Genomic DNA, 22,988 nt, shown 5'->3' on the forward strand with positions numbered 1-22,988 from the left:
GGAGAAAAAAAGACCTAAAGGGGGGTGGGGGGGGAAAAAAGAATGGTGGGGGTAAGGGGGACGGGGGAGAACCCCCCCCCCTGTCCCCACCCGCCCCCCCCCCCCCCCCCGGGGGGGGGGGGGGGGCCCCGGGAGCCGGTCCGTCAGAAGTGGCCGGAGCCGCGGTCAAGTGGCCGGAGCCGCGGTCGCGGGAGGCCGACGGTCCAGGGGTGGATCACGCCGGAGTACGGGCCGCGGTGCGGGTGGTCGCCACGCACACGCCGGACCACCCGTAGGGCGCCGTCAGCGCTCCAGATACACCCGCCCGCCGATCTCCACCCAGCCGTGCGGCTGCGGGGCCGTGAGGATCTGGGAGCCCGCGCCCTGGGTGATGTTGAGCGCCCGGCCGAGCCGGTCGGTCAGCAGCAGGGCCGCCGCGCCGGTCGCCTCGTCCTCGTCGATGCCGTCGTCCCGCCCCGGGAAGGCACGCGCCCGTACCCGGCCGGCGGCCTCGTCCTGCCAGGCCCAGGCGTAGATCCACTCGCCCTTCGGCGGCACCGGCAGGGCGTCGACCTCGGCGGCCGTGGCGTACTGGCGCAGGGTGCGCGGCGGGGCCCACTCCGCCCGCGCCTCGATCCAGCTGAACTCCCCGTCCTGGCGGGCGCCCACCACCCCGGCGGGCGTGACCAGTTCGGGTACGTCCAGCAGCCATGCGGCGCCGACGCAGGGGTGCCCGGCGAAGGGCAGGCGCAGGGTCGGGGTGTAGATGTCGATGACGCCGCGCTCGGGGTCGTCGACGAACACGGTCTCGCTGAAGCCGAGCTTCCCGGCGAGCGCCTGCCGGTCGCCCCGCTCGGGCAGCACCGATCCCTCGCGCACGACGCCGAGTTCGTTGCCGTAGCCGCCGTCCGGGGCGCAGAAGACGCGCAGCACGTCGTAGTCAGTCACGCGGGCATTGAAGCATCACGGCGCCGGTCGGGCGCACGGCCGGAACGCGGCGCGCACCGGGCGGTGATCCGGTACGCCGGGCACGCCGCGGCCCGCGGGCGTGGGGCGGGTGTGCCGCCGGTCGACCAGCAGGACGATTCTTGGCGCTACCTTTACTTGTTCTTGGGGTTTGTTTTTGGCCACCGTGATGGATCCGTGTCCCCGCGCCGCCCGTGAGAGCTGAATCACCGCACCGACGGGTAGCACGCAGGCAAGGCTTAGATAAGTTAGGTGAGCCTCACCATCCCGGGTGAGACGGACCCTCGATTTTCCGCCAGCGTTATGGAGCCCGCATGCGAGCCGCCAGACTCACCGCCGTCACCGCCGTCGCCAGCGCGGCGGCTCTGACCGCCGTCACCGGCTGCACCCAGAAGAGCACAGCGGACGACGCAGGGACGATCGAGGTGACCGCGGCCGACTCGAAGTGCGACACCTCCGCCAAGTCGGTCCCGGCCGGCCAGGTCACGCTGAAGATCGAGAACAAGGGCTCCAAGGCCACCGAGGTCGAGATCGTCTTCCCGGACGACCGGATCGTCTCCGAGAAGGAGAACATCGGGCCGGGCACGAAGTACACGCTGACGGCCGAGGTGAAGGCCGGATCGTACGAGATCGCCTGCCGCCCGGGTATGAAGGGCCACGGCGTGCGCCAGAAGCTGACGGTCACCGGCGGCTCCGTCGCCAAGCGCGACCCGCGCCTGGACAAGGCCGTCGCCGCCTACCGCGCGTACGTGCAGGAGCAGGCCGACGCGACGCTGCCCGCGGTGGAGACGTTCGTGAAGGCGGTCAAGGACGGCGACCTCGACGCCGCGAAGAAGGCCTACGCCCCCTCCCGCATCGGCTGGGAGCGCACCGAGCCGGTCGCCGAGTCCTTCGGCGACATCGATCCGAAGGTCGACGTCCGCGCCGACGGCCTGGAGGACGGCCAGAAGTGGACGGGCTGGCACCGGCTGGAGAAGGCGCTGTGGCAGGACAAGAAGATCGGCGCCGAGGAGAAGACCCTCGCCGGCCAACTGGTCACCGACCTGAAGGACTGGCAGGAGCGGGTCGGCAAGGCCGAGATCACCCCGACCTCCATGGCCAACGGCGCCAAGGAGCTGCTCGACGAGGTCGCCACCGGCAAGGTCACCGGTGAGGAGGAGCGCTACTCGCACACCGACCTGGTCGACTTCAAGGCCAACGTCGAGGGCGCCCAGAAGTCCTACGAGCTGCTCAAGCCGGTCGTGCAGGGCAACGACAAGGCGCTGACCGTCGAACTGGACAAGCAGTTCGCCGCGTTGAACACGCTGCTCGACAAGTACCGCGCGGACAAGGACTCGTACGACTTCACCTCCTACGACAAGGTCGGCAAGGCCGACCGCAAGGAACTGTCGGACGCGGTGAACGCGCTCGCCGAGCCGCTGTCCACCCTCGCCGCCGCCGTCGTGAAGTAGGGGACGACCATGACGGACACCCAGGAAGCCACCACCGCGCCGGCGGCCGGCCCGCAGCCCTCCCGGCGTGCGCTGATCGGCTGGGGCGGGGCCGGGCTCGCGCTCGGCGCCGCGGCGGCCGGCGGCGCGGTCGCGCTGGCCCGCGCCGGCGACTCCGCCGACGACACCGACCCGGCCGGGACGGGCGCCGCCGTCGCCTTCCACGGCGCCCACCAGGCCGGCATCGCCACGCCGGTGCAGGACCGGCTGCACTTCGCCGCGTTCGACGTGAAGACCGACGACCGCGCCGAGTTCGTACAAATGCTCAAGGACTGGACGGCGGCCGCGCGCCGGATGACCGCCGGCGAGGCGGTCGGCGACGGCGCCTACGACGGACTCGCGGAGGCCCCGCCGGACGACACCGGCGAAGCGCTGGGCCTGAAGCCGTCGCGGCTGACGCTGACGATCGGCTTCGGTCCGTCGCTATTCGAGAAGTTCGGCCTCACGGACGAGCGCCCCGAGGCCCTGGTCGACCTGCCGAAGTTCCCCGGCGAGAACCTGGACGGCAGCCGCAGCAACGGCGACCTGTGCGTCCAGGCCTGCGCCGACGACCCGCAGGTCGCCGTGCACGCGATCCGTAACCTGGCCCGCATCGGCTTCGGCAAGGTCGCCGTCCGCTGGTCGCAGCTCGGCTTCGGCAAGACGTCGTCGACGACGCCCGACGCGCAGACCCCGCGCAACCTGTTCGGCTTCAAGGACGGCACCCGCAACATCTCCGGCACCGAGCGGGACCGGCTGGCGAAGTTCGTCTGGGTCGGCGAGAAGGACGGGCCGGACTGGATGACCGGCGGCTCGTACCTGGTCGCCCGCCGCATCCGCATGAACATCGAGACCTGGGACCGCACCTCGCTGCAGGAGCAGGAGGACGTCTTCGGCCGCGACAAGGGCGAGGGCGCCCCGGTCGGCAAGGCGAAGGAGCGCGACGAGCCGTTCCTGAAGGCGATGAAGCCCGACGCGCATGTCCGTCTCGCGCACCCCCACTCCAACGGCGGCGCGACGATCCTGCGCCGGGGCTACTCCTTCACCGACGGCACGGACGGCCTGGGCCGGCTGGACGCGGGCCTGTTCTTCATCGCCTACCAGCGCGACGTCCGCGAGGGCTTCATCCGCATCCAGCGCAACCTGGCCACGGACGCGCTCAACGAGTACACCCAGCACGTGAGTTCGGCGGTCTTCGCGGTCCCGCCCGGCGTCCGCGACAGCGACGACTGGTGGGGCAGCACACTGTTCTCGAAGGAGGCCTGAGCCGTGTTCTCCAACTACCTGATCGGCCTGCGCGAAGGGCTGGAAGCCAGCCTGGTCGTCTGCATCCTGATCGCCTACCTGGTGAAGACCGGCCGCCGGGACGCCATCCGGCCGATCTGGATCGGTATCGGCGTCGCGGTGACGATCGCGCTCGGCTTCGGCTGCGCGCTCGAGTTCGGCTCGCAGGAACTCACCTTCCAGGCCCAGGAGGCGCTCGGCGGTTCGCTGTCGGTGCTCGCCGTCGGCCTGGTGACGTGGATGGTGTTCTGGATGCGGCGCACCGCCCGGCACCTGAAGGCGGAGCTGCACGGCAGGCTGGACGCGGCGCTGGCGATGGGCACCGGCGCGCTGGTCGCCACGGCGTTCCTCGCCGTCGGCCGCGAGGGCCTGGAGACCGCCCTGTTCGTGTGGGCGTCGGTGCACGCGGCCAGCGACGGCACCCCGCGCCCGCTGATCGGCGTGGCGTTGGGCCTGGCCACGGCCGTCTTCCTGGGCTGGCTGTTCTACCGCGGCGCGCTGAAGATCAACCTGGCCAAGTTCTTCACCTGGACCGGCGGGATGCTGGTCGTCGTGGCGGCGGGCGTGCTGGCGTACGGCTTCCACGACCTTCAGGAGGCCGGCTGGCTGCCGGGCCTGACCAACCTGGCCTTCGACGTCAGCGGCACGATCCCGCCGGACAGCTGGTACGGCACGCTGCTGAAGGGCGTGTTCAACTTCCAGCCCGACCCGACGGTCCTCCAGGTCACGGTGTGGCTGCTGTACCTCGTCCCGGCACTCGCGCTCTTCCTCGCCCCGGTAGGGTTCGCCTCCGGGAAGGGGAAGGTGAAGGCAGTCGATGAGCAGGGATCGCAGCCGTCCGAGGCTCCGCGGGCTTGACCGGAGCGCACTGATAGCGGCCTCGGTGACCGCTTTGTCGTTGACGGCGAGCGGGTGCGTGGTGGTGCACGGGGAGCGCGAGGTGATCCCCACGACCACGCGCGCCGAAGCCGACCGGGCGCTGCGGCAGTTCACGGCCGCGTACAACAAGGCGGACGACGCGTACGACAGTTCGCTCGACGCCGACCATGTCACCGGCGCCCTCGGCGACATCGACGCCGCCCGGCTGAAGGCGGGCCACGCCAACAATCCCGGCGGCAATCCGGCGCACACGCCGCTGGAGTTGACCGACGCGACGTTCACGATCCCCAAGAAGGCAGGCTGGCCGCGCTGGTTCGTCGCCGAGGCCCAGGGCAACAAGGGCGGCGATCTGCACTGGCTGCTGGTGTTCACCCGCGGGGGCCTGGGCGAGCCGTGGCAGGCGGCGTACCTGACGCTGATCGCGCCCGGCTCGCTGCCGGAGATCGAGAAGGACGCGGACGGCTGGGCCGAGACGGTGCCTGCGGACTCCGGCGAACTCGCCGTCGCCCCGGCCGACTTGAGCAAGGACTACGCGGCGTACCTGAAGAGCGGCGGCAAGACCTTCGCGGCCGGCACGCACACCAGTCAGTGGCGGGCGCAGCGCGCGAAGGCCGCCAGGAAGCCGGGGTTGGCCACCCAGTACATCGACCAGCCGCTGACCTCGGGCGACTACGCCCCGCTGGCGCTGCGCACCGCGGACGGCGGCGCGCTGGTGTTCTTCACGACGCGGCGCTTCGAGAAGCAGACCGCCGCGCCCGGCGCCTCGATCCCCACCCCGAACGAGAGCGTGCGCGCGCTGACGTCCGGCGAGATCAAGCAGTCGCTGACGATGGAGTTCGTCTCCAACGAGGTGGCCGTGGATCCGGCGAAGGGCTCGGGCGACGAGCAGGTGTCGGTGCTCTCCCGCCTGGAGGGACTGACCTCCGCCCAGGGCTCGTAGGCCGACGCGTCCGGGCGCGTCCGGCGTGACCTGCTCAGTAGTTGATGCAGGTGATCGTCCAGCCGTTCCACGCGTTGCAGATGTTCAGCTTGATGCCGTTCTGGTTGTACTGGTAGGCGGACCAGTACTGACCCCGCTGCCGGTTGATGCCCCCGTAGTCGACGCACGTCACGTGGCGGCCGCTCACCGTGCAGCCGTTGACCGGGGCGGCGGCGGCCTCGGGTGCCACAGCAAGGAGCGCGGCGGCGGCAGCGGTCGTCCCGATCGCCATCGCTTTTATGAGCATTTCCCTCTCCCGTCTCGTGAACGGGGGCCGGTCGGCCCCCACTTGCTCACGGTCACCGGCCGGGGGGAAGGCCGCAACGCGGACGGTCCGTCCGGGTGGCGCGCCCGGGGTGTGCCGGTCAGTGGCTCAGGGGCCAGGGCGCGTCCGTGCGGCCGGACTCGTCGCCGGCGTGGCGGGCGCAGGCGTCGGTGAGGGCTTCCAGGAGGGTCAGCGGGTCGGGCAGCGGATGCTCCGGGCCGCGTAGCCAGTGCACGGCCTGCCCGTCGTCGCCGGGGAGCCGGGCGGGCGGGACGAGGACGTAGGAGCCGCGGCAGTGCCAGCGCATGCCGGGGTGCTCGTCCATCGTCTCGGGGTGGCAGTCCAGCTCGCAGGGCCACCATTCGTCCTCGTCCTCGGGGGTGCCGCGGGTGAGGGTGAAGAAGAGCATGCGGCCGTCGTCGCTCTCGGCGACCGGGCCCACCTCGACGTCCGAGCCGAGCAGCCGCTGGAGCGCCTCCCGCCCGGCCTCCAGCGGCACGTCGAGGACGTCGTGCACCATGCCGGTCGCGGTGATGAAGTTGGCCTCGGGCTGGTGGCGGGCCCAGCGCTCGATCTGGGCGCGGTCGGTGGTGGACTGCGTCTGCCAGGCGAACGACACCGGGTGCCGGGCCGGGGTGGGACAGCCGACGCGGTCGCAGGAACATCCGTAGCCGGGCGCCGGGTGCGCGGCGGGCGCGAGCGGCAGCCCCGCCGAGGCGGCGGCCAGCAGCAGGGCCTCCCGGCCGCCGTCGTCGGCGGTGTCCTTCGGGCCGCGTCCGCGCAGCCAGCGGGAGAGTCTGCCCAGCAGGCCGGATTGGCCGCCCAACTCCGCGCTCATCTATCCCCTCGCCTTGCTGTCGTGCGGAACAGCATGCCTCATGCTCCCATCATCCCCCGCCCCGGGGGCCCGGACCGCACAACAGGGACAGGCCGGACGAGACGTACCCCACACCGCGATCGGGTGCATGGCGCGCTTTGTCAGGACGCGACACCCACCGACGCACGGCAGCCGGCAGACACAGCGGTCGGCAGGCGCGCCGCCGCAGGACAGGCTCGGTGGTCGCCGGGCACAGGCTCTCAGCGCGCCGCTGCCAGCGGACGCGCCACGGTTGTCAGGCGTGGCGGTCGCCAGGCGCAGCAGCCGGCAGGCACACGGCCGCCGGCAGGCGCGCCGCCTGCCGGCACACCACGGCTGTCAGGGGCGCGGGAGCCAGACACAGCAGCCGGCAGGCGCGCCACCGCGGGTAGGCGCACCGCGGCGGCAGGCGCCGCGCTCGCCGGGCGCAGCGCCTCAGCACGCCGCCGTCGGCAGGCGCGGCACGGTCGTCAGGCGTGGCGGTCGCCGGGCGCGGCAGTCGGCAGGCACGCCGCTGCCGGGCAAGGGTGCCGCCGTCGGCAGGGGTGCTGCGGCTGTCAGGGGCGTGGGGGCCAGGGGTCGCCCCAGTCGGTGTCTCGGGCTGTTTTGTAGAGGTCGCCGTGGCGTTTGGTGATCGTCGTGCGGTGCAGGCGGCCTTCGGGTTCGCAGAGGTCGAGGAGGACCTGGCCCTTGCGGATCTGCGGGCGGCGGACCACGCGGGCGGGGGCGGGGGTGACCGGGAAGCGGGTGGCGGCGACGTAGGCGAACTTCTCGTCCTCGTAGGGGAGGGAGCCGCCCTTGACCTGGCGGTGCAGGGAGGAGCGGCTGACCCGTGCGGAGAAGTGGCACCAGTCCTGGCCGGGCACGACGGGGCAGGCGGCGCTGTGCGGGCACGGCGCGGCGACCTGGAAGCCGGCGGCGACCAGGCGGTCGCGGGCCTCGATCACGCGGGAGTGGCCGTCGGGGGTGCCGGCCTCGACGATGACGACGGCCTGCGCGGCGCGGGCGGCGGCGTCGACGAGGGCGGTCCGGTCGGGGCCGGTCAGCTCGTTGAGGACGTAGGAGACGGTGACGAGGTCGACGGGGTCGAGGGCGAGCGCCGCGCCGATACGGGCGCGCCGCCACTGCGCCCGGCGCAGCTCCGGGTGGGCGGCGGCGAGTTCGCGGCCGAGGGCGAGGGCCGGCTCGGCCCAGTCCAGCACGGTGACCGGGCGGGCGCCCTCCCAGGTGGCGGTGACGGCCCAGGTGGCCGCGCCGGTACCGCCGCCGACGTCCGTGTGACTGCCGGGGGTCCAGCCGGGCGCGGCCTCGGCGAACGCCGCGAGCGCCGAGCGGACCGCCTCGAAGGTCGCCGGCATCCGGTAGGCGGCGTACGCGACGACGTCCGCGCGGTCGCGCAGGATGGGGGCGTCGGTCGGGGTGGCGCCCCGGTAACTGGCGATCAGCCGCTCCACGGCTTGGGCGGCCTGCCGGGGCGGGAGGCCGTCGAGGAGGGCGGCGAGGGCGGAGCGGAGGGTCTCGGCCGGGGCTACGGGGGCGTTCACCGGGAAATTCTCTCAAATTCCCGGCGGCGGTCAGGTCCCCTTGACGGCCCGCGCCAGCCGGGTGGCCGCCGCCGCCCGCGGCCGGGAGTCGGGTGGCCGCCTGCGCGGGTGGACGGTGTTCGCCAGCAGCACCAGGAAGGTGTCCGTCGCCGGGTCCAGCACCAGCGACGTGCCAGTGAAGCCGGTGTGGCCCGCGGCTCCGCGGCCCGCCAGCTCCCCCATGAACCACGGCTGGTCCACGGCGAAGCCGAGGCCGGGCGGGGTCAGCAGGAGTTCCACGAAGTCGGGGCCGAGGATGCGGGCGGGGCCGTAGGAGCCGCCGGCCAGCAGGGCCCGGCAGAAGACGGCCAGGTCCCGGCCGGTGGAGAACAGGCCGGCGTGGCCCGCCACCCCGCCCAGCGCCCAGGCGTTCTCGTCGTGGACCACGCCCCGCAGCATCCCCCGGTCCGCCTTGGCCCACGGCCGGCGCTGGTCCTCCGTCGCCGCGGCGCCGGGGCAGGGGCCGAACCGGGTCGCCGTCATGCCCAGCGGGCGGGTGATCCCGTCGCGGACCAGGACGTCCAGCGGCCGGCCGGTGATGCGTTCCAGGACGAACTGCAGCAGCAGGAGGTTGAGGTCGGAGTAGGTGTACGTGCCGGGCACGCCGACCGGCGGCTCGGCGCGCAGCATCGCCATCCGTTCCGCGTCGTCGGCGCAGTCGTACAGCGGGAGTTCGGGGCGCAGCCCGGAGGTGTGGGTGAGCAGTTCCCGCACGGTGATGCCGTGCCGGGCGGCCGCGTGGAACTCGGGGAGGTAGGCGCCCACCCGGGCGTCCATGCCGAGGGTGCCCCGCTCGATCTGCTGCACGGCGGCGACGGCGGTGAACAGTTTGGTGACGGACGCCAGGTCGAAGGGGGTGTCGACGGTGGCCGGCACGCGGTCCTGCGGCGGCAGTTCGACGCCCGTGTCGGTGCCGGGGTCGTAGGACGAGTACCGCACGGCCCAGCCGGCCGCCTCCTCGACGGCGATCACCGGGCCGCGTCCGGCGACCACGACGACGCCGGCGGCCCACGGGTGCTCGCCGGCGGTGAGGTCCCGGACCTCCTGGACGAGCCGGCTCAGCTCCCGCGGGTCGAGCCCGGCCCGCTCCGGTGTGTCCCCGCGCAGTCTGGGTGCGCTCAGCTCTCCTCCCCCACTCCGTCGTGCGCCCGGGCGGGAAGACGCCCGTCCGCCGCGCGCGCACGCCTGCTCCAGGGACGGCACATTCCCACGAAGCAGGCCGCCGCCACCAGTGCGGCCGCCAGCTGGACGACGGCCATGGGTACGGCCGTGTGCTCACCGGCGATCCCGACGAGCGGGGAGGCGACGGCGCCGATGAGGAAGGAGGACGTGCCGAGCAGCGCGGACGCGGAGCCGGCGGAGTGCCGGGTGCGCATCAGGGCGAGCGTCTGGGTGTTGGGGAGCGCGATGCCCATGGCCGACATCAGCACGAACAGGGCGGTGGCGACGGGGGCCAGGCCGACGTCGCCGAAGACCCCGGCCGACATCAGCAGCAGGGCGGTCGCGGCGCAGATCACGACGGTCAGCCCGGCGGCGAGCACCCGGTCCAGGCTGACCCGGCCGACCAGCACCTTGCCGTTGAGCTGGCCGACGGCGACCAGCCCGACCGAGTTCAGGCCGAACAGCAGGCTGAAGGTCTGCGGCGAGGCGCCGTAGATCTCCTGGATCACGTAGGGGGAGGCCGCGATGTAGGCGAACAGCGCGGCGAAGGTGAAGCCGCCGGTGAGCAGGTAGCCGGTGAAGGGCCGGTCGGCGAGCAGGCGGCGCATGGAGCGCAGGGCCTCGCCCACTCCCCCGCGGTGCCGGTCGGCGGGCCGCAGGGTCTCGGGGAGCCTCGCCCACACCACCCCGCCCAGCAGCGCGCCGACCACCGTGAGCACGGCGAACACGCCCCGCCAGTCCGTCACCTTCAGGATCTGTCCGCCGATCAGCGGCGCGACGACCGGGGCGACCCCGGAGATCAGCATGAGGGTGGAGAAGAAGCGGGCCATGGACATGCCGTCGTACAGGTCGCGGACGACGGCGCGGGCGATCACGATGCCGGCCGCGCCCGCGAGGCCCTGGACCAGCCGGAGGGCGACCAGGAGCTCCACGGTGGGGGCGAACGCGCACAGGGCGGTGGCGACGACGTAGACCGCGAGGCCGGTCAGCAGCGGGCGGCGGCGGCCCCACCGGTCGCTCATCGGGCCGACCACCAGCTGGCCGAGCGCCATGCCGGCCAGGCACGCGGTGAGCGTGAGCTGGACGGTCGCGGCGGGCGCGTGCAGGGTGCGGGTGACCTCCGGGAGGGAGGGGAGGTACATGTCCATCGCCAGCGGGGGCGTGGCGGTGAGACCGCCGAGGACGAGGGTGACGAGCAGCCCGGCGCGGCGCGCGTCGCGGGCGTCCGCCGCCGCGCGCGGTACGGCCGCCCGTTCGGCGCCGGGTGCCGACGTCCCTTGTTCGACGCCGGTCGCGGGCGCCCCCGGCTCGGCGCCGGGTGCCGACGCCACCTGCTCGACGCCCGTCGCGGGCGCCCCCGGCTCGACGCCGGTCGCCGACGGCCCGACGCCGGTCACAGGCGCCCCCTGTTCGACGCCGGGTGTCGACGCCCCCTGCTCGCGCATGTGCCCCTCCCTGCTGAGCCCTCCCCGTGACGAGCCCTCCGTGAGCCCTCCCTGAGTTCTCCGCGAGTGCTCAGCCACCATGGTCCCAGCACCATGGTCTCAGCCCGGGCCGGGGGCGGGCCCTGGTGCCCCTCCTCCCGTGACCGAGGACGCGGAACCGCGGGGGCGGCCGAGGGCGCCCGGCCGCCTCATGTGCAATCTGCACAAACGGAATTGGTCACTCCGCCATATTGCGGCCGGTAACGGCCCTATGCTCAACTCTCCTCCACCGGAGCTTCACACTTGAAGCACCAAGGCTCCGCAAGCCATACCGAGGGGGGAGGCGGCAGCCGTTCCACGGCGCCGGGTGGGGGTGGACTCCGCGTGGGACCGCGGAGTACGCACCGGCGCCCGGAACGGCTGCCGCACACCTGCCTCAGCCCTCATGGCGCCCGGCGCCGGCGCTGCGGCGTCGGCGCAGCGCCCACGCCCCGCCCGCCAGCAGCGCGACCGTCGCACCGGCACCCTCCACGAGCCGCCACGACGAGGCGCCGGACGTCGCGGCCGGAGCGCCGGCCGCCGCCCGGGCCGTCGCGCGGCCGGGGGCCGCCTTCGCCCCGCCCTCGTCGGCCGGCTCGGCCAGGGTGCCCACCGCCCGCGCCGGATCCCCCTTCTCGAAGCCCCAGTCGAGCAGCGCGGCCGTCTCCTCGTAGACGGCGTTGTAGCCGCTCCGGGGATGCATCACCGTCACCAGCAGGGTCCGGCCGCCGCGGGTGGCCGCGCCGGTGAAGGTGTTGCCGGCGTGGCTGGTGTAGCCGTTCTTGACGCCGATCAGGCCCGGGTACGTCTTCACGCCCCACGCGCCGGACAGCAGGCGGTCGGTGTTCTGTATCTGGAAGGTCTTCTTGCCGCCGGCCGGGAAGTCGGCGGTCTTCGTGGCGCAGTACTCCCGGAAGTCGGCGTCGCGCAGCCCGTGGTGGGCGAAGAGGGTCAGGTCGTAGGCCGAGGACAGCTGTCCCTTGTGGTCGTAGCCGTCGGGGCTGACCACGTGGGTGTCGAGGGCCCGCAGCTTCTCGGCCCTGGCCTGCATCTCGGCGACCGTCCCGGCGAGTCCGCCGTTCATCCGGGCGAGCACGTGCACGGCGTCGTTGCCGGAGCGCAGGAACACGCCCTGCCACAACTGCTCGACGGTGTAGGTGATCCCGGGCTTGATGCCGACGAGGCTGGATCCCGCCGGGACGTCGGCCAGGTCGGCCTCGGTCACCTTGTACCGCTCGGTCCGCTCGAACTTCCCCAGCACCGTGTCGGCGAACAGCATCTTCAGCGTGGACGCGGGCGCCAGCCGCCGGTGCGCGTTGTACGAGGCGAGCACCTTGCCGCTGCCGTGGTCGGCGACCAGCCAGGCCGCGGCGGTGAGCTTCTTCGGCAGACCGGTGCCCTGGACGCCGGAGCGGGCGAGCCGTGCGCCGCCGACGACGGTCGCGGCGCGCGCGGGGGCCGCCGCGGCGAGCGGGAGCGCGGCCGCGGAGAGGCCGAGTGCGGCGCGCCGGGTGAGCGGTGTGGAAGCGTGCATCCGGGGACCGTACACCGCACCCAACAGGCGTTTCCTGGCAGGAGGCCGTCAACAGGCTGGGAATCGCCTGTCTTACGGAAATCTGATCTGGTACCCCGCTTTCTCAGCCCTGACACATCAGTTACTCAGTTCGGCGCAAAGCTTCCCGCCTAGCTTGTGGCCGCGCCCACAGCGGGCGCCAAGAACCTTCGAGGAACGGGATGTTTGGCATCTATCTCAAGCGCGAACTGGGCCGCAGAAAGAAGGCGGCCCTGGTCATCGCACTGGGTCTGGCGCTCGGTATCGCGCTGGTCATCACCGTCAACTCGGTGTCGGCCGGCATGACTCAGGCGCAGGACAAGGTCCTGAAGTCGCTCTACGGCCTCGGCACCGACATGACCGTCACCAAGGCGCAGTCGGCGCCGAAGGCAGGCAGCTCGCAGGGCCCGAAGTTCGATTTCGACGCCAAGCAGAGCAGCAAGACCAAGCAGAGTTCGGACCGGGTGATGACGCAGGGCGGTCAGGCCCTGAAGTCCTCGCTGGTGGAGAAGGTCTCGGCGCAGAAGGGCGTGGCGAACGCGGTCGGCGCGCTGAGCCTGAACGTCATCAAGGTCGACGGCTCCTTCACCCAGGGCAAGGCGCAGAGCTCCACCAGCGGCAGCGGCGGGCAGCAGGGCGGCCCCGGCGGAGGCACGAGCGGCAGCGGTCAGCCGCAGGTGCAGGGCGGCGGCGCCTCCTTCGACGTCAACTCCTACTCGGTGGCCGGCGTCGACGTCACCGATCAGGAACTCGGCCCGCTGGCCTCCATGAAGGTCACCTCCGGCAAGACGTTCACGGCGTCGCAGACGAACGCGAAGGTCGCCGTGGTCAGCAAGTCGTACGCCAAGACCAAGAAGTACAAGGTCGGTTCGACCTTCAAGATCTCCGGCACCAAGTACACGGTCATCGGCATCGCGACGCCCGACAGCAGCGAGTCCACCACCGACGTCTACCTGCCGCTGAAGCAGGCGCAGACCCTGGGCGACGCGAAGAACAAGGTCACCACGATCTACGTCAAGGCGACCGACTCCCAGCAGATCACCGCCGTGAAGAAGACGATCCAGCAGAACATCTCCGGCACGACGGTCACCACCTCCTCGGACCTGGCGTCCACCGTCTCCGGTTCGCTGTCCACCGCCTCGAACCTCGCCACCAGCGTGGGCAAGTGGCTGTCGATCGCGGTGCTGGTCGCCGCCTTCCTGGTGGCCGCGCTGCTGACCTCCTCCGCGGTCTCCCGCCGGGTGCGCGAGTTCGGCACGCTGAAGGCGCTCGGCTGGCCCAGCCGCAGGGTGACCCGGCAGGTCGTCGGCGAGTCCATGGTCAACGGCCTGATCGGCGGCGCCCTGGGCATCGCGCTGGGCCTCGCGGCGGCCTACACGGTCACCGCGATCAGCCCGAAGCTGACCGCGCAGCTCGGCAGCTCCGGCGCCACGGGCGGCGGTCCCGGCGGCGGCCCGGGCGGCGGCGGCCCCGGCGGGCAGACGTCCCAGAGCACCATGGAGATCGCCCTGTCCGCCCCGGTCTCCCTGACCACCATCGCGCTCGCGGTGGGCCTGGCGGTCACCGGCGGCCTGATCGCCGGCGCGATGGGCGGCTGGCGCGCCTCCCGCATGCGCCCGGCCGACGCCCTGCGCAGCGTCTCGTAACCCTGCCGGTCCGGACACCCCTGAGCCGGGGCGCCGCCTCCACTCCCCCCGGGACGCGGCGCCCCACCCCATACCTTGTGGAGAAACCGATGTACAGACTCACCGGCGTCACCAAGCGCTACACGCGGGGCAAGGAGAAGGTGGACGCGCTGCGCGGCATCGACCTCACCATCGCCGACGGCGACCAGCTCGTCATCCAGGGCCCCACGGGCGGCGGCAAGTCGACCCTCCTGCAGATGATCGGCGGCCTGGACAGGCCCTCCTCCGGCAGCGTCGAACTGGACGGCGTCGACCTCGCCACCATCGGCGAGGCCAAGCTGACCCGGCTGCGCGCGGAGAAGATCGGCATCATCTTCCAGGCGTTCAACCTCATTCCGACGCTGACCGCGCAGGAGAACGTGGAGACGGCCCTGGTGCCGCTCGGCGTGAAGCCGGCCGAACGGCGGGAGCGGGCGGCCGAGGCGCTGCGCTCGGTCGGTCTGGGCGAGCGCCTGGGCCACGCCCCGTCGGAGCTGTCCGGCGGCCAGCAGCAGCGCGTGGCCATCGCCCGCGCGCTGGTCAAGAAGCCGAAGGTGCTGCTCGCCGACGAACCCACCGGCAACCTCGACGAGGGCACCCGGGACGACATCATGGCCCTGCTGGAGGGGCTGTGGCACGAGTACGGGCTGACGTTCGTCATGGTCACCCACGACTCGTCCATCGCCCGCCGGGCCCCGCGCCTGGCCACCATCGAGTCCGGCCGGCTGACGCTGACCGAACGCGGCGACGGACGGCAGCCGGCACCACAGCCGCCCGCCGGACAGCATTACGACGGCCAGCAGTACACCGGGCAGCAGTACGGCGGCCAGCAGTACGCCGAGCAGGGCTACGCCGGGCAGGGTCACGGCGGCCAGGTCGCCCACTGACGGCCGCCGCCCGGCACCTGTGGGGGGCCGCTCAGCGTCCGAGTATCCGGTCGACCTCGGCCAGTTGCCCGGCGGTGAGCGGCCCCTTCGCGAGCGCGCCCGCGTTCTGCTCGGCCTGCTCGACGCTGCGGAAGCCGGGGATCGGGACCGCACGCGGGCTGCGCGCCCACAGCCAGGCCAGGGCGCCCTGGGCGAGGGTGCGGCCGCCGCCGGTGAGGACGTCCCGCAGCGCGTCGACCCGCGCGAGCCACCCCTCGTCCGCCCCGGCGTCCGGCCTGAACCCCCGCAGCCAGGCGGGCGGCGTGTTGCGGATGTCGCCGGCCTCCAGGGCGCGTCCGGCCCGCTGCTTGCCCGTCAGCAGCCCCATGGCGAGGGGGCTGCGGTTGATGCCGGCCAGGTCCGCCGCCTCGCACAGGGCGAACATCTCGGGCGCGTCCTGCAGCACGTTGGCCGCGTGCTGCACGGCCGCGCAGTGCTCCCCCTCGGCGAACACGGCGGCGCGGGCCGGGTCGTCGGTGCTCCAGGCGTAGGCGCGGATCATCCCTTCCCGCACGAAGTCCTCGCAGGCGTCGCGGAGTTCGGCGGCGCGCCGGGGGTCGGCATCGGCGAGGTGCAGTTGGTAGAGATCGACGTGGTCGGTGTTCAGGCGCTTCAGCGAGGCGGTCAGCGCGCGGCGGGCGTACTCGGGTGAGTCGTCGCTGCCGGTGAGGGTACGGGTCGCCTCGTCGAAGACGTTGCCCCACTTGGTGGCGACGACGACGTCGCCGCGGCGCCTGCCGAGCGCCCGGCCGAGGACGCGCTCGCTGTGCCCGGCGCCGTAGGTGTCGGCGGTGTCGAAGAAGGTGATGCCGAGGTCGAGGGCGCGGCGGACGGCCCGTACCGACTCGTCGTCGTCGACCTTGCCCCAGCCCAGGGGCTGCCCGGCGGTGTCCTGCCACTCCCCGCCGATGGCCCAGCATCCAAAACCGAGAGCGCTTACCGCGATGCCGCTGCGGCCGAGTGTCCTGTTCGTCTGCATGCCACGGACGGTAGGACTTGGAGCGCACGCGAAGGCAAGGGCCCGCCGCACCCGGATCGCGCCGGGCCGTCCGCCGGGGCCGGCCACCCGAACGGCGTCACGGGCGGGCCTGCGGGTGTCAGAAGTGGCACGGTGGATACGCGGAGGGGGAACCGCTGCCGCCCACTGCTCCGGGAGTGACCGTGATCTCGTGCGACCGACGTGATCTGGGACTGTTGCTGCTCCGGCTCGGCACCGGGGGCGTGCTGGCCGCGCACGGCGCGCAGAAGCTGTTCGGCTGGTTCGGCGGGCACGGCATCGAGGGCACCGGGCAGTTCATGGAGTCGGTCGGCTACGCGCCGGGGAAGGCGAGCTCCCCCACGCTCGGCTTCGCTCGCGCGGGGGTACCCCCACCGGCGGCCGGCCTGGCCGAGACGGGCGGCGGCACGCTGCTGGCGCTGGGCCTGGCGACCCCGGCGGCGGGCGCGGCGGCGGCCGGGGCGATGGCCGGGGCGGCGGCGGTGAGCACGCCCCAGGGCTTCTTCAACCAGAGCGGCGGCTACGAGTACGCGGCGGCGCTGGGCCTGACCGCGGCCGGCCTCGCGGTCGCGGGCCCGGGCCGCCTCTCCCTCGACCACGCGCTCGGGCACGCGCTGGACCGCGGTTGGATGGTTCCGGCGGCGCTCGGCGTGACGGCCGCGGTGACGACACTGGTGGTGGGGGCGCGCGCCAAACGGCTGCGCGCGGCGAAGGAGGGCGACCAGCAGGCCCTGTTCGAGACGCCGGAGCCGTAGGGGCCGGCGGGGCCGCAGAGGCGACGGGGCCCCAGGGGCGGCGCGTCACCCGGCCGCGGGCACCGCGGGTCGCAGCGCGCGGCACAGGGGCGGCGGGTTCGTGGCAGGGTGCGGGTATGACTGATCGGCAGTTGCCCGCGCCCGCGGATCTGTGGGCCTCCATCGACGAGTTGTGGAACTGGCTGGACGCGCACCGCGCCCACGGCGGCGAACAGGGCCTGCTCCTGCGGATGCTGAAGTTGTCGGAGGAGGTCGGCGAGGTCGCCCAGGCGGTGATCGGCGCGACGGGCCAGAACCCGCGCAAGGGCGTCACCCACACGTGGGACGACGTGCAGGGCGAGCTGTGCGATGTGGTGATCACCGCGCTGGTGGCGCTGCGCACGCTGACGCCGCAGGCGAGGGAGGTGTTCGGGGAGCATCTGACGCGGGTGGTGGCGCGGTCGCTGGGCGGCGGACCGGCCGAGCGATGACGTGACACGGCTGACGCGGCCCCGGACACCGTCGCCTCGCCGAGACGGTGTCCGGGGCCGCGTCGTTCACAGGGGCCGCGGGCCGCGTGTACCTGCCTACTCCACGCCGATCAGGCAGCGTTCCTCGAATTCCTGGTACGCGGCCGGGTCGGTGGTCCGGGAGCTGGTGACCGTACCGAGCCAGCCGAGGAGGAAGCCGGCCGGGACGGAGACGATGCCCGGGTTCTGCAGGGGGAACCAGGCGAAGTCCGCCGAGGGCAGCAGCGACGCCGGGGTGGAGGACACCAGCGGGCTGAAGACGACCAGCAGGAGCGAGCAGCCGAGGCCGCCGTAGAGGGCGAACAGCGCGCCGCGCGCGGTGAAGCGGGACCAGAACAGCGTGTACAGGATGGTCGGCACCATGGAGGACGCCGCGATGGCGAAGGCCAGGAAGGCGAGCGAGGCCGCGTTCCAGTCCCAGGCCAGCAGGGCGATGAGGATACCCAGCACGCCGACCGCGCCCGCCGACACCCGTGCCACGGCGACTTCCTGACGGTCCCTCACCCGGCCCCGGCGGAGGACGTGCGCGTACACGTCGTGGGCCAGCGCGGAGGCCGCCGCCAGCGTGACGCCCGCGGCCACCGACAGGATCGTGGCGAAGACGAGGCAGGAGAAGGCCGCCATCAGCAGCGTGCCGCCCACCGACTGCGCGAGCAGCAGCACCGCGGAGTTGCCGGTGGAGTCGCCGGCCCTGACGGTGTCGGTGCCGACGATCGCGGCCGTGCCCAGGCCCAGGACGCCGACCGCCAGGCAGACGGCGCCCACCAGGCCGACCGTCCACAGCACCGCCGTACGCAGCTGGCGGCTGCCGGCCGGGGACAGCAGGCGCATCACGATGTGCGGGAGCCCTCCCACACCCAGCGCCATGGACAGCGCGAGCGAGAAGAAGTCCAGCTTGCTGAGGGTGCTGGCGCCGAACCGCAGACCGGGCCGCAGATAGGCGTCCCCGTGACCGCTGTTCGCGGCGGCCGCGCCGAGCAGGTCGTCGCCGCTCCAGCCGAAGTGCGTCAGCACCAGCACGACCGCCACCGCGACCACGACCACCAGCAGCACCGTCTTGGCGATCTGGATGAACGTGGTGCCGGGCATCCCGCCGACCGCGACGTAGAAGACCACCAGGCAGCCGACGGTGGTCACGCACAGGGCGCGCGCCGCGCTGCCGGGCATGCCGGTGAACTGGGCCAGCAGCGCGACGCTCGCCACGAGCTGGGCCACCAGGTAGAGGACGGACACGACCAGGGCGCAGATCCCGACGGCGAGCCGGACCGGCCGCTGCGCGCCCCGCATCCGCAGCGCGACGGTGTCGCCGAGGGTGAACTGGCCGGTGTTGCGAAGCGGTTCGGCGATCAGCAGCAGGACCATGATCCAGCCGATGGCGGTGCCCACCAGGTACAGCAGGCCGTCGTAGCCGGTCAGGCAGACCAGGCCGGTGCTGCCCAGCAGCGTCGCGGCCGAGATGTAGTCGCCGCACATCGCCATGCCGTACCGCAGCGGCGACAGTCTGCGGCTGCCGAGGTAGAACTCGCCGAGTTCGTCGCGGTGCGGGCTGGTGATGATGGCCGTGAACATGGTGACGGCCAGGAAGACGAGGAACAGCACCAGCGGCAGCCGGAGTTGGCTGAGCGACATGGCGCCCGAGGCGTAGGCGGTCACCGCTCGCCTCTTCTCGCGCCCGCCCGGTCCCGCTGCGCGCGCACCTCGTCGGCCGGCGGGTCGAACCGGGTGCGCATGTGCCGCTCGTAGCGCCACGCGGTGAGGAACAGGGCGGCGAACAGCGCCAGGGCCAGGGTCAGTCCGAAGGTGAGGTGTCCCAGCAGCGGAACGGCCATCAGCCCGGGCGCGACGCCGGACAGCAGGACGAGCAGCAGATACCCGCCGACGACGGTGACCGCCGCCGGGATCGCGAACGAGCGCCGGACGCGGCGCAGTTCGCGCAGGTCCGCGGGTTGCGGCCCGGGGAGGTCCGCCGCCGGGGGGACGCCGCCGCCCGGCTCGCGGTGCGCGGCGGGCTGGGGGTAGGGGCGGTAGCCGTTCACCGAGCCGTTCAAGGCGCCATCACCGCCAGGGCGGAGCGCATCCGGTCGGAGACCTCGTCCACCGTCCCCATCGCGTCGACGTGCACCAGCAGGTCCCGGTCGGTGTACCAGCGCAGCAGCGGCACGGTCTGCTCGGCGTACACCGCCAGGCGCCGCAGCACGGTCTCCTCGGTGTCGTCGGCGCGCCGGACGAGGGCGCCTTCGCACCCGTCGCACCGGTCCGCGACGCGGGGCGGCGAGAACACGGTGTGCACGGTGGTCCCGCACGCCGGGCACAGGCGCCGGCCGGTCAGCCGCTGCACGATCTCGTCGTCCGGCATGTCGAGGGCGAGCACCGCGTCGAGCGCGGTGTCGTCCTCCCGCAGCGCCTCCTGGAGCAGCTCGGCCTGGCGTACGGTGCGGGGGAAGCCGTCGAGCAGGAAGCCGTCCGCCGCGTCGGGTTCGCGCAGGCGGCGCGTGACGACGGCGGTGGTCAGCTCGTCGGGCACCAGCTCCCCGGCCTGCGTGTGCCGCCGGACCCGCTCGCCGAGCTCGGTCCCCCGGCTGATCTCGGCGCGGAACAGGTCCCCGCTGGAGATCGCCGGGACGGACAGGAGGCCGGTCAGGACGCGGGCCTGGGTGCCCTTGCCGGCGCCCGGTGGGCCGATCAGAACGATGCGCATCTCAGTTCCTGTGTTTCGTGGTCGGTCTTCGGCCGGGGCGGCGTTTCGTGGTCAGTCTTCGGCCGGGGCGGCCGGCAGCTTCGCCTGGATCAGATCCATGACGCCGGAGTCGGTGAGGGTGGTGACGTCTCCGAGCTGGCGGTTCTCGGCGACGTCGCGCAGCAGGCGGCGCATGATCTTGCCGGAGCGGGTCTTGGGCAGCTCCGCCACGGGCAGGATGCGCTTCGGCTTGGCGATCGGGCCGAGCGTGGCGCCGACGTGGTCGCGCAGTGCGGCGACGAGGGCGTCGTCCTCCGCGATCGCGCCGCGCAGGATCACGAAGGCGACGATCGCCTGCCCGGTGGTCTCGTCGGTGGCGCCGACGACGGCCGCCTCCGCCACCGCCGGGTGCGACACCAGCGCCGACTCGACCTCCGTGGTGGAGATGTTGTGCCCGGACACGACCATCACGTCGTCGACCCGGCCCAGCAGCCAGATGTCGCCGTCCTCGTCGCGCTTCGCGCCGTCGCCGGCGAAGTAGCGGCCCGGGAAGCGGGACCAGTAGGTGTCGATGAACCGCTGGTCGTCGCCCCAGATGGTGCGCAGCATCGACGGCCACGGCTCGGTGATCACCAGGTAGCCGCCGGAGCCGTTCGGGACCTCGTTCGCCTCGTCGTCGACGACGGTCGCGGAGATGCCCGGCAGCGGGGTCTGCGCGGAGCCCGGCTTGGTCTCCGTCACGCCCGGCAGCGGCGAGATCATCATTCCGCCGGTCTCGGTCTGCCACCAGGTGTCCACGATCGGGCAGCGGCCGCCGCCGATGTGCTCGCGGTACCAGACCCACGCCTCCGGGTTGATCGGCTCACCGCAGCTGCCCAGCACCCGCAGGGAGGACAGGTCGAACTTGGCGGGGAGGTGCTCGCCCCACTTCATGAACGTGCGGATCGCGGTGGGCGCCGTGTACATGAGGGTCACGCCGTACTTCTCGACGATCTCCCAGAAGCGGCCCTGGTGCGGGGTGTCCGGGGTGCCCTCGTACAGCACCTGGGTCGCGCCGTTGGCCAGCGGGCCGTAGACGATGTAGGAGTGCCCGGTGACCCAGCCGATGTCGGCGGTGCACCAGTAGACGTCGGTCTCCGGCTTGAGGTCGAAGACCGCGTGGTGGGTGTAGGCGACCTGGGTGAGGTAGCCGCCGGAGGTGTGCAGGATGCCCTTCGGCTTACCCGTCGTACCGGACGTGTACAGGATGAAGAGGGGGTGCTCCGCCTCGAACGCCTCCGGCGTGTGCTCGGCCGACTGCCGGCCGACCGCCTCGTGCCACCACACGTCCCGGCCCTCGGTCCAGCCGACCTCCTGCCCGGTGCGCCGGACGACCAGCACCTTCTCCACCCCGTCGGTGCGGCCGAGCGCCTCGTCGACGGCGGGCTTGAGCGCGGTCGCCTTGCCGCGGCGGTAGCCGCCGTCGGCGGTGATGACCAGGCGCGCGTCGGCGTCCTGGACGCGGGTGGCGATGGCGTCGGCGGAGAAGCCGCCGAAGACGACCGAGTGCGCGGCGCCGATGCGGGCGCAGGCCAGCATCGCGACGACGGCCTCGGGGATCATGGGCAGGTAGACGGCGACCCGGTCGCCCGCGCCGACGCCGAGTTCGGTGAGCGCGTTCGCGGCCCGGCAGACCTCGTCCTTCAGCTCGGCGTAGGTGATCGCGCGGCTGTCGCCGGGCTCGCCCTCGAAGTGGATGGCGACCCGGTCGCCGAGGCCCGCCTCGACGTGCCGGTCGACGCAGTTGTACGCGACGTTCAGCCGGCCGTCCTGGAACCACTTGGCGAACGGCGGGTTCGACCAGTCCAGCGTCTCGGTCGGCTCCTCGGCCCAGCTCAGCCGACGGGCCTGGGCGGCCCAGAAGCCGAGCCGGTCGGCCTCGGCCTGCGCGTACGCCTCGGCGGTGGCGTTGGCGTTCGCGGCCAGGTCGGCGGGCGGCGCGAACCGCCGCTCCTCCTTCAGCAGGCTGGCCAGGCTCTCGTTGCTCATGATGGCTCCCTCGTGGTCTCTCGGGCGGTCGGCAGGGGGCAGGCGGCGGCCGTCAGGCAGGCTCCGGCCCTCAGGCAGGCTCTGGCCCTCAGGCGGCAGGCGGGGCGGTCCGCGGTCGGCGGATCAGGCCGAGAACGGCCAGGTCGGCAGGGACTTGGTCTTCCAGGTTGCGTTGGCCACCCCGGCGAAGGAGCCGTACCAGGCGAGCAGCGCGGTCACCAGGCCGGCCCAGCCGCCCGCCTGGCTCAGCTCCGGGGCCTGTCCCAGCGCTCCGGCGGTGAGCAGCACGAAGGTCACCGACAGCACCGAGAACACGGCGAGCAGCAGACCGCTGATCCGGGCGGTGACGACCGTCATGTAGACGGTGAAGATCGTCCAGGCGAGCAGGAACAGGCCGGTCGCCTGGTAGGCGTGGGCCGCCGGCAGCTTCGGGGCGATGAACTGGACGTAGGCCGCGAAGGACAGCCAGAACGAGCCGTACGAGGTGAAGGCCAGCGCGCCGAAGGTGTTGTTCTTGCGGAACTCCCACATGCCGGCGAGGAGTTGGGCGATGCCGCCGTACCACAGGGCGATCGGCAGTACCACGGCCTCCAGGGAGCGGTCCGCGATCAGTCCGGAGTTGAAGACGGAGAGCACGAAGGTGGTAAGGGCGAAGCCCGCCAGGCCCAGCGGGCCGGGGTCGGCGATCTGCGGGCGCTGCGCCTCGGACGCGGCCGGGGCCGGCTCGAGCGGGGCGAGCGGGGCGGCGGCGCGCTCGTCGGTCGCGGGCGTCTGGGTCTGGGTCATGGCGGTCCTCGGGTCTGGGTGCCCGCTCGGCGCGGGTCCTGGGGCGGGGTGGTGCGTGCGCCGCCCGTGGAGGCGGACGGACACGGAAGCTGCGTCGTGCGGCTCGTGCGACGGGCGGATGTGCGGTATGCGGCTCGTGCGACGGGCGGGTGTGCGGTATGCGGCTCGTGCGACGTGCTTGTGCGCTGTGTGCTGCGTGCTGCTGCGGCG

The 22,988-nt window shown here is 73.1% G+C and carries 21 protein-coding genes; 8 read left to right on the forward strand and 13 right to left on the reverse strand.

Annotated elements, in window-relative coordinates; translation table 11 throughout:
* Positions 1-282 precede the first annotated feature (282 nt).
* A complete protein-coding gene (locus ACZ5GT_RS36330) occupies positions 283-927 on the reverse strand; it encodes a PhzF family phenazine biosynthesis protein (RefSeq protein ID WP_469035064.1) in 645 nt (214 codons plus the stop codon).
* A 332-nt stretch (positions 928-1,259) separates the two neighbouring features.
* Here ACZ5GT_RS36330 and efeO point away from each other — a divergent pair, with 332 nt between their 5' ends.
* The 4 genes from efeO to ACZ5GT_RS36350 are packed head-to-tail and all read left to right on the forward strand — an operon-like array spanning position 1,260 to position 5,517.
* Positions 1,260-2,396 carry an iron uptake system protein EfeO gene (gene efeO, locus ACZ5GT_RS36335; RefSeq protein ID WP_469035066.1) on the forward strand — a complete coding sequence of 379 codons (1,137 nt, stop codon included), beginning with the start codon at positions 1,260-1,262 and terminating at the stop codon, positions 2,394-2,396.
* 9 nt (positions 2,397-2,405) lie between these two features.
* On the forward strand, positions 2,406-3,680 hold the full coding sequence (gene efeB / locus ACZ5GT_RS36340; protein WP_469035068.1) for an iron uptake transporter deferrochelatase/peroxidase subunit: 1,275 nt from the start codon (positions 2,406-2,408) through the stop codon (positions 3,678-3,680).
* Between the two features lie 3 nt (positions 3,681-3,683).
* Positions 3,684-4,556: an iron uptake transporter permease EfeU gene (gene efeU, locus ACZ5GT_RS36345; protein WP_469035071.1), complete on the forward strand. Its 873-nt coding sequence runs from the start codon at positions 3,684-3,686 to the stop codon at positions 4,554-4,556.
* Positions 4,516-5,517, forward strand: coding sequence for an SCO2278 family lipoprotein (locus tag ACZ5GT_RS36350; protein WP_469035073.1), 1,002 nt, complete (start codon positions 4,516-4,518; stop codon positions 5,515-5,517). Before efeU ends, ACZ5GT_RS36350 begins: the two co-directional genes overlap by 41 nt.
* Positions 5,518-5,551: 34 nt before the next feature.
* On the opposite strand, the gene ACZ5GT_RS36355 is transcribed toward ACZ5GT_RS36350, so the two are convergent.
* The 6 genes from ACZ5GT_RS36355 to ACZ5GT_RS36380 all read right to left on the reverse strand — a co-directional run bounded on the left by ACZ5GT_RS36355 (position 5,552) and on the right by ACZ5GT_RS36380 (position 12,418).
* Positions 5,552-5,803, reverse strand: coding sequence for a hypothetical protein (locus ACZ5GT_RS36355; RefSeq protein ID WP_469035075.1), 252 nt, complete (start codon positions 5,801-5,803; stop codon positions 5,552-5,554).
* Between the two features lie 118 nt (positions 5,804-5,921).
* Complete coding sequence (locus ACZ5GT_RS36360; RefSeq protein WP_469035077.1) at positions 5,922-6,659, reverse strand: bifunctional DNA primase/polymerase; 738 nt, start codon at positions 6,657-6,659, stop codon at positions 5,922-5,924.
* Positions 6,660-7,234: 575 nt separating this feature from the next.
* The gene (locus tag ACZ5GT_RS36365; RefSeq protein WP_469035079.1) at positions 7,235-8,221 is read right to left on the reverse strand and encodes a small ribosomal subunit Rsm22 family protein; all 987 of its coding nucleotides are present in this window, start codon (positions 8,219-8,221) and stop codon (positions 7,235-7,237) included.
* Positions 8,222-8,251: 30 nt separating this feature from the next.
* On the reverse strand, positions 8,252-9,454 hold the full coding sequence (locus ACZ5GT_RS36370; protein ID WP_469035129.1) for a serine hydrolase domain-containing protein: 1,203 nt from the start codon (positions 9,452-9,454) through the stop codon (positions 8,252-8,254).
* Entirely contained in the window at positions 9,379-10,866 is a 1,488-nt protein-coding gene (locus ACZ5GT_RS36375) for a multidrug effflux MFS transporter (RefSeq protein ID WP_469035081.1), read from the reverse strand. Before ACZ5GT_RS36375 ends, ACZ5GT_RS36370 begins: the two co-directional genes overlap by 76 nt.
* Before the next feature lie 415 nt (positions 10,867-11,281).
* A complete protein-coding gene (locus ACZ5GT_RS36380; protein ID WP_469035083.1) occupies positions 11,282-12,418 on the reverse strand; it encodes a D-alanyl-D-alanine carboxypeptidase family protein in 1,137 nt (378 codons plus the stop codon).
* Positions 12,419-12,618: 200 nt separating this feature from the next.
* Between ACZ5GT_RS36380 and ACZ5GT_RS36385 the strand changes: the two genes are divergently transcribed.
* Both ACZ5GT_RS36385 and ACZ5GT_RS36390 read left to right on the forward strand, forming a co-directional pair.
* The gene (locus tag ACZ5GT_RS36385; RefSeq protein WP_469035085.1) at positions 12,619-14,082 is read left to right on the forward strand and encodes an ABC transporter permease; all 1,464 of its coding nucleotides are present in this window, start codon (positions 12,619-12,621) and stop codon (positions 14,080-14,082) included.
* An 89-nt stretch (positions 14,083-14,171) separates the two neighbouring features.
* Positions 14,172-14,987: an ABC transporter ATP-binding protein gene (locus ACZ5GT_RS36390; RefSeq protein ID WP_469035088.1), complete on the forward strand. Its 816-nt coding sequence runs from the start codon at positions 14,172-14,174 to the stop codon at positions 14,985-14,987.
* A 31-nt stretch (positions 14,988-15,018) separates the two neighbouring features.
* Here ACZ5GT_RS36390 and ACZ5GT_RS36395 read toward each other — a convergent pair whose 3' ends face one another.
* Positions 15,019-16,005 carry an aldo/keto reductase gene (locus ACZ5GT_RS36395; RefSeq protein WP_469035089.1) on the reverse strand — a complete coding sequence of 329 codons (987 nt, stop codon included), beginning with the start codon at positions 16,003-16,005 and terminating at the stop codon, positions 15,019-15,021.
* 185 nt (positions 16,006-16,190) lie between these two features.
* Here ACZ5GT_RS36395 and ACZ5GT_RS36400 point away from each other — a divergent pair, with 185 nt between their 5' ends.
* Together ACZ5GT_RS36400 and ACZ5GT_RS36405 are read left to right on the forward strand one after the other, a co-directional pair.
* On the forward strand, positions 16,191-16,778 hold the full coding sequence (locus tag ACZ5GT_RS36400) for a DoxX family membrane protein (protein ID WP_469035131.1): 588 nt from the start codon (positions 16,191-16,193) through the stop codon (positions 16,776-16,778).
* Between the two features lie 116 nt (positions 16,779-16,894).
* Positions 16,895-17,248, forward strand: a complete 354-nt coding sequence (locus tag ACZ5GT_RS36405) for a MazG-like family protein (protein WP_469035092.1) — start codon at positions 16,895-16,897, stop codon at positions 17,246-17,248.
* Positions 17,249-17,344: 96 nt separating this feature from the next.
* Here ACZ5GT_RS36405 and ACZ5GT_RS36410 read toward each other — a convergent pair whose 3' ends face one another.
* The 5 genes from ACZ5GT_RS36410 to ACZ5GT_RS36430 all read right to left on the reverse strand — a co-directional run bounded on the left by ACZ5GT_RS36410 (position 17,345) and on the right by ACZ5GT_RS36430 (position 22,778).
* Positions 17,345-18,940 (reverse strand): sodium/solute symporter, encoded by a 1,596-nt coding sequence (locus ACZ5GT_RS36410; protein ID WP_469035094.1) that lies wholly within the window; start codon positions 18,938-18,940, stop codon positions 17,345-17,347.
* Positions 18,937-19,335 carry a DUF485 domain-containing protein gene (locus ACZ5GT_RS36415; RefSeq protein ID WP_469035096.1) on the reverse strand — a complete coding sequence of 133 codons (399 nt, stop codon included), beginning with the start codon at positions 19,333-19,335 and terminating at the stop codon, positions 18,937-18,939. Before ACZ5GT_RS36415 ends, ACZ5GT_RS36410 begins: the two co-directional genes overlap by 4 nt.
* A complete protein-coding gene (locus ACZ5GT_RS36420) occupies positions 19,332-19,985 on the reverse strand; it encodes an adenylate kinase (RefSeq protein WP_469035097.1) in 654 nt (217 codons plus the stop codon). Before ACZ5GT_RS36420 ends, ACZ5GT_RS36415 begins: the two co-directional genes overlap by 4 nt.
* Positions 19,986-20,036: 51 nt before the next feature.
* A complete protein-coding gene (gene acs, locus ACZ5GT_RS36425) occupies positions 20,037-21,992 on the reverse strand; it encodes an acetate--CoA ligase (protein ID WP_469035099.1) in 1,956 nt (651 codons plus the stop codon).
* A 123-nt stretch (positions 21,993-22,115) separates the two neighbouring features.
* Positions 22,116-22,778 (reverse strand): acetate uptake transporter, encoded by a 663-nt coding sequence (locus tag ACZ5GT_RS36430; protein WP_469035102.1) that lies wholly within the window; start codon positions 22,776-22,778, stop codon positions 22,116-22,118.
* Positions 22,779-22,988: the final 210 nt, after the last annotated feature.

It is taken from the genome of Streptomyces sp. NPDC031340, from assembly GCF_055569945.1.

What these genes read in the sequence shown, in the direction of transcription:
- efeO (WP_469035066.1), top strand. Translation starts at nt 1,260, where the DNA reads ATGCGAGCCGCCAGACTCACCGCCGTCACCGCCGTCGCCAGCGCGGCG.
- ACZ5GT_RS36405 (WP_469035092.1), top strand. Translation starts at nt 16,895, where the DNA reads ATGACTGATCGGCAGTTGCCCGCGCCCGCGGATCTGTGGGCCTCCATC.
- efeB (WP_469035068.1), top strand. Translation starts at nt 2,406, where the DNA reads ATGACGGACACCCAGGAAGCCACCACCGCGCCGGCGGCCGGCCCGCAG.
- ACZ5GT_RS36395 (WP_469035089.1), bottom strand. Translation starts at nt 16,005, where the DNA reads ATGCAGACGAACAGGACACTCGGCCGCAGCGGCATCGCGGTAAGCGCT.
- ACZ5GT_RS36350 (WP_469035073.1), top strand. Translation starts at nt 4,516, where the DNA reads ATGAGCAGGGATCGCAGCCGTCCGAGGCTCCGCGGGCTTGACCGGAGC.
- ACZ5GT_RS36355 (WP_469035075.1), bottom strand. Translation starts at nt 5,803, where the DNA reads ATGCTCATAAAAGCGATGGCGATCGGGACGACCGCTGCCGCCGCCGCG.
- ACZ5GT_RS36380 (WP_469035083.1), bottom strand. Translation starts at nt 12,418, where the DNA reads ATGCACGCTTCCACACCGCTCACCCGGCGCGCCGCACTCGGCCTCTCC.
- acs (WP_469035099.1), bottom strand. Translation starts at nt 21,992, where the DNA reads ATGAGCAACGAGAGCCTGGCCAGCCTGCTGAAGGAGGAGCGGCGGTTC.
- ACZ5GT_RS36375 (WP_469035081.1), bottom strand. Translation starts at nt 10,866, where the DNA reads ATGCGCGAGCAGGGGGCGTCGACACCCGGCGTCGAACAGGGGGCGCCT.
- ACZ5GT_RS36385 (WP_469035085.1), top strand. Translation starts at nt 12,619, where the DNA reads ATGTTTGGCATCTATCTCAAGCGCGAACTGGGCCGCAGAAAGAAGGCG.
- ACZ5GT_RS36430 (WP_469035102.1), bottom strand. Translation starts at nt 22,778, where the DNA reads ATGACCCAGACCCAGACGCCCGCGACCGACGAGCGCGCCGCCGCCCCG.
- ACZ5GT_RS36390 (WP_469035088.1), top strand. Translation starts at nt 14,172, where the DNA reads ATGTACAGACTCACCGGCGTCACCAAGCGCTACACGCGGGGCAAGGAG.
- ACZ5GT_RS36420 (WP_469035097.1), bottom strand. Translation starts at nt 19,985, where the DNA reads ATGCGCATCGTTCTGATCGGCCCACCGGGCGCCGGCAAGGGCACCCAG.
- ACZ5GT_RS36360 (WP_469035077.1), bottom strand. Translation starts at nt 6,659, where the DNA reads ATGAGCGCGGAGTTGGGCGGCCAATCCGGCCTGCTGGGCAGACTCTCC.